Annotated in this window: 4 protein-coding genes; 2 read left to right on the forward strand and 2 right to left on the reverse strand. The window is 53.1% G+C overall.

Going from position 1 to position 4,834, the window contains the following annotated elements; translation table 11 throughout:
* A partial coding sequence (gene phaA / locus IQ219_RS16760) for an acetyl-CoA acetyltransferase PhaA (RefSeq protein ID WP_228017249.1) occupies positions 1-1,219 on the forward strand: 1,219 nt, incomplete at its 5' end.
* Between the two features lie 82 nt (positions 1,220-1,301).
* A complete protein-coding gene (gene phaB, locus IQ219_RS16765) occupies positions 1,302-2,024 on the forward strand; it encodes an acetoacetyl-CoA reductase PhaB (RefSeq protein WP_190598403.1) in 723 nt (240 codons plus the stop codon).
* Positions 2,025-2,085: 61 nt separating this feature from the next.
* On the opposite strand, the gene IQ219_RS16770 is transcribed toward phaB, so the two are convergent.
* Together IQ219_RS16770 and IQ219_RS16775 are read right to left on the reverse strand one after the other, a co-directional pair.
* Positions 2,086-3,540, reverse strand: coding sequence for a PucC family protein (locus tag IQ219_RS16770; protein WP_194073360.1), 1,455 nt, complete (start codon positions 3,538-3,540; stop codon positions 2,086-2,088).
* A gap of 61 nt (positions 3,541-3,601) precedes the next feature.
* Positions 3,602-4,834: hybrid sensor histidine kinase/response regulator (locus IQ219_RS16775; protein WP_194073361.1), on the reverse strand; the 1,233-nt coding region annotated here is incomplete at its 5' end.

Below are 4,834 nucleotides of genomic sequence, written 5' to 3' on the forward strand. Positions count from 1 at the left end.
TCCCAACCCATGGCATTGGAAAGGAATTATGCGTGATGTTTTTATTGTTGCTGCTAAACGAACTCCCCTGGGGCGTTTTGGTGGATCCCTGACCAATTTTTCGGCGGTGGACTTGGGGGCCCATGTGATGAAAAGCGTCCTAGCCCAGGCCGGCGTGGAGGGAAAGCACCTAGATCTATACATTATGGGCAACGTGTTGAGGGCTGGCCATGGGCAACTAATTCCCCGTCAAGCGGCCTTGAAGGCGGAGATTCCCGATACGGTGGACGGCTATGCGGTGGATATGGTCTGCTCTTCCGCCATGATGAGTGTGATTAATGCCGCTTTGACCATCCGGGCCGGTGAAGGGGATCTAATTTTGGCTGGCGGGACGGAATCCATGTCCCAAACCGGTTTTTACCTCTCCCACCGGGCCCGCTGGGGCTATAAGTTTCTCATGGGAGCACCGGAAAATTTAACTGATCTTCTTCTCCATGATGGTTTGACGGACAGCACCAATGGTGAGGGCATGGGAGACCAGACGGAAAAACTGGCCGCAGAGCATGGTTTCAGTCGGGCCGCATTGGACGAAGTGGCCTGTTTGTCGCAACAAAGGGCGGCCCAGGCCACGGAATCTGGTTATTTTGATGCAGAAATTACCCCCATTGAAATCACCAGTCGCAAAGGTACCCAGGTGCTGAAGAGTGATGAAGGTATTCGCGCTGACACCACCGTGGAAAGCCTGGGCAAATTGCGGTCAGCCTTTGCTAAGGACGGTGTATTAACGGCGGGCAACTGTAGCCAGATTACCGATGGGGCGGCAGCTTTACTCCTAGCCAGTGCGGAAGCGGTGGAAAAATATCAACTCAAACCCCTGGCCAAAATTCTTGGGGGAAGTTGGGCCGCCGGCACCCCCAGCCGTTTTCCCGAGTTGCCCATCACCGCTAGCCAAAAACTGTTGGCCAAGCTAGATAAAACCCTTGCTGATTTTGACTTGTTTGAAAATAATGAGGCCTTCTCCGTCAGCAATCTTTTATTTGAGCAGCAATTGGGAGTGGACCGGGACAAGTTGAATGTTAACGGTGGGGCGATCGCCTTGGGACATCCCATTGGGGCATCGGGGGCCCGGATTATGGTTACTCTGCTCTACGCTCTGCAACAACGGGATAAAGCCATGGGTCTGGCGGCCCTTTGCCATGGTACCGGCGGCGGTACGGCCGTAGCCATTGAAAGGGTTTAAGGATTAGTGGCTGATCGAGTCGAATGTGGAGGCTTTGGCTGATCAAGTTGAATTTGTTTCTATTAACTTTTAAGGAGTCACCATGTTAAGTCTGGGTTTGGAAGATAAGGTAATTGTGGTCACCGGCGGCAATCGGGGCATCGGCGCGGCGATCGTCAAATTGCTCCAGGAAATGGGGGCTAAGGTGGCTTTCACTGATTTAGCTACGGATGGCGGTAATGCTGAGGCCCTGGGGGTGGTGGCCAACGTCACCGATTTAGAATCCATGACGGCGGCGGCGGCGGAAATCACCGATAAGCTGGGGCCCGTTTACGGCATAGTGGCCAATGCTGGCATTACCAAAGACAACTTTTTTCCCAAATTAACCCCCGCCGATTGGGATGCGGTGCTCAATGTCAACCTCAAGGGGGTGGCCTACAGCATCAAACCGTTCATTGAAGGTATGTACGAACGCAAAGCCGGTTCCATTGTTGCCATTAGTTCCATCTCCGGGGAGCGGGGCAACGTTGGCCAAACTAACTATTCCGCCACTAAGGCCGGGGTGATTGGCATGATGAAATCCCTAGCCCGGGAGGGAGCCCGTTACGGGGTGCGGGCCAATGCAGTAGCTCCTGGTTTCATTGACACGGAAATGACCTTAGCCATTCGAGAAGATATTCGGGAGAAAATTACTAAGGAAATCCCCTTCCGCCGTTTTGGTAAACCGGAGGAAATTGCCTGGGCGGTGGCCTTTTTGCTCTCTCCCGTGGCCAGTAGCTATGTCACCGGCGAAGTGTTACGGGTGAATGGGGCCCACCACACTTAATTTTTGCGGTATTGTGCAGACATCCTAATTTTCTCCTCCCTAAATATCTGGGGAGTTTTTTTTAGCTGTCCAAATCCCCCGCCATCACTGTGGCGATCGCCGTTTTGGCGTTGTCCTGAAATTCCCGCACGTTAACCTTGTTGAGCAGGAAAATGGAGAGAATTAAACCCAGGGCTTGGAGAGCAAATACCAAACCGTAGGCCAACACTGCATTGGCAAACAAGGCCTTGCCGATGTTCAAAATTGTGCCCCCGGCCACGGTGGCTAAACCCCTGGAAATGGATTGGGCTAAACCCCAGGCCCCGATGAAAGTGCCAGCGGTTTCCACTGCGGTGAGGTCCAACATCAAACTGGTGGCTCCGGCGGTGATCATGCCCGATGCTAAACCAAAGAAAAGTAGACCGGATTTTAACAGGGTCACATTTTGCTGAAATCCCGCCAGAATTAGCAAGGAAAAACAAAGGGCGGCCAGGGCACAGCCGAGGGAAGTGGTACGTTGCTTGCCCAAACGGGGTACGACAAAAAAGCCGGTGGAACCAATGCCCAACAGGGTACCCATGCCAAAAAAGGCGTTTAACTGGGTGGTTTCAGAAATGCAAAGGTTAAAGACTTCCCCGCCGTAGGGTTCTAGCACCGCATCCTGCATAAATAGGCTCAGGGTCAGCAGTAGTAAAAAACCGAAGAAGATGGCCGTTTGTCGGCTGGCGGTCAGAACCTTCACCGCTTGCCCCAGGGTGATTTCGTCCTCCCGGCCTTCGGAACGATCGCCAAAGCGAGAATATTTTTTTTCCACCCCCACCGTGGCCAGCCAGGCCAGGAAAACGACGATCCCCGGCATGATGATAAAGACGGGATTAATGCCCCGTTGTAGTTGGGCAATGTCAACGGTTTTTTTCACCAGCAGAGCATCGGCATCCAACAGGGCCCGGCCACAAATTTCCGGGGTATTTAACAGGCGGGAGCTGACAATGGCCCCCAGCACAATGCCCACCATCAACATGGACCAGACAATACCCACTAGTTTGGAGCGATTGTCTTCGTCGGACACATCCACCAACAGGGCGGCAAAGGGAGTGGAGCTTAAACTCAGGGTTACTCCGTAGGCAGCGAAAACTGTGCCCAGCGCTATGCTCCAAAAAATTGTTAGGGCTCCCCAACCGTTATTTTGCAAACTGAGGCCCAATTGCCACACCACCTGGAGGGCGATAAAGGACAACACCGTAAAGCCCAGGGCTCCCAACCAAACATAACCAGTGCGATGGTAGCCCCACAGCCGCTGACTGTCGGATAGTTGCCCACACCACACTTTAAAAGGGCTGACAAACTGATACATGGCGATCGCCGTGGCGGCCACCCAGGGTAACACTGCCAACTCATCAATTAAAATGCGGTTGAGTACCCCCAGGGTTAACAGGGACATAATGCCCAGCCCCATCTGGAATAAGCCTAGGCGGAACATGGTCACCAAGGGCAATTTTGGCAACGGGGCCCCGGCCATCGATTCGCTAACGGTCATGAATACATTGCCAGAGAAAACACTCCGTATTCTAACCAACCACGGCCCGGCAAAACTTTTCCTAGAGGCGATCGAGCATGGTTTGCAGTTCCCCCTGTACCCTTGCATAGCTAGCCGTTAGGGCGGGGAAATGGCCTGGGTCCATGGCCAGGGAATCCCGTTGGCGGGCAAGATTTTCTAAGCTTTTAGCCTGTTGGGCCAAAAGCACCGCCCCCAAGTTAGCACTGCTAGAACCAAGCGTATGGGCGGCTAAACTCAAATCTACCCAATCTTGATTGGCGATCGCCAGTTTGATCCTTTGCAATAGTTCCGGCACCGTTTGACAATAGATATCGCTAATTTCCCTGAGAATTAAGTCACCATTTTCTTCATCCAATTCCCGCAGAGAATGGATAATGTCTTGGTCAATGGAGGGCAAGGCCATGCTGGCCAAGTCCTCTGGATCGGGGCTAGAAGGGGATGATTTTGACTCAAAAGCATTGGCGCTGGGAACGACGGTAACCGTATTTTGGCTAGTGGACTGGAGCGCTGTGGCAGCTACCTGTAAGGCCTGTTGCAGAGCTTCTAGGCGGATGGGTTTACTGACATAATCATTCATGCCGCTAGCCAAACACCGTTCCCGATCGCCTTCCATGGAATAGGCTGTCACTGCAATGATCCAAGGTCGTTGACTCCGGCCCCGGGACTGTCGGATCTGCTTCGTCGCCGTCAAGCCATCCATTTCCGGCATTTCCACATCCATCAACACCACATCGTAATCCCCCTTAGCCAAAGCCGTGAGGGCTTCTTGGCCGTTGTTGACCACCTCCACTGGGTAACCCAACTTTTTCAGTAAGAGCTTGGCCACCTGTTGGTTGATTAGGTTATCTTCCGCCAGCAAAATGGTTAAATTGGAAGGAGCATAGGGAAACAAAGGCCCGCTGATTGCCCCCGTAGACACTAGGGTGGGAGGCTCCGTTTGTCCCAACACCTGCACCAAGGTATTTTCCAGCTCGTCAGGATTGATTGGACTCCTAAGCCAAGTCTGTACCGGAGATTTATCCCCGCTGTAGCGCTCCCCAGGGGATAGGTAAATGTCCGTGGCCACCAGCACCGGAATGCCTTGGTCCGTGGGGGCCCACGTTGCAATTTCCGCCAAATCAAAATCGGCCAAATGCTCTCCCCTCCCGTCTGGATGGGGGCAATGGATGATTAGGGCGCTATAGGTTTTTTGCGCTAATTTTTCCCCTAGCTCCTCCCCCAGTTTTGCGGGAGAAGAAAAAGTAATTTGCTCCGCTTGGAGACGCCAACTGGC

The organism is Synechocystis sp. LEGE 06083 (genome assembly GCF_015207725.1).
Lineage (GTDB): Bacteria > Cyanobacteriota > Cyanobacteriia > Cyanobacteriales > Microcystaceae > Synechocystis > Synechocystis salina.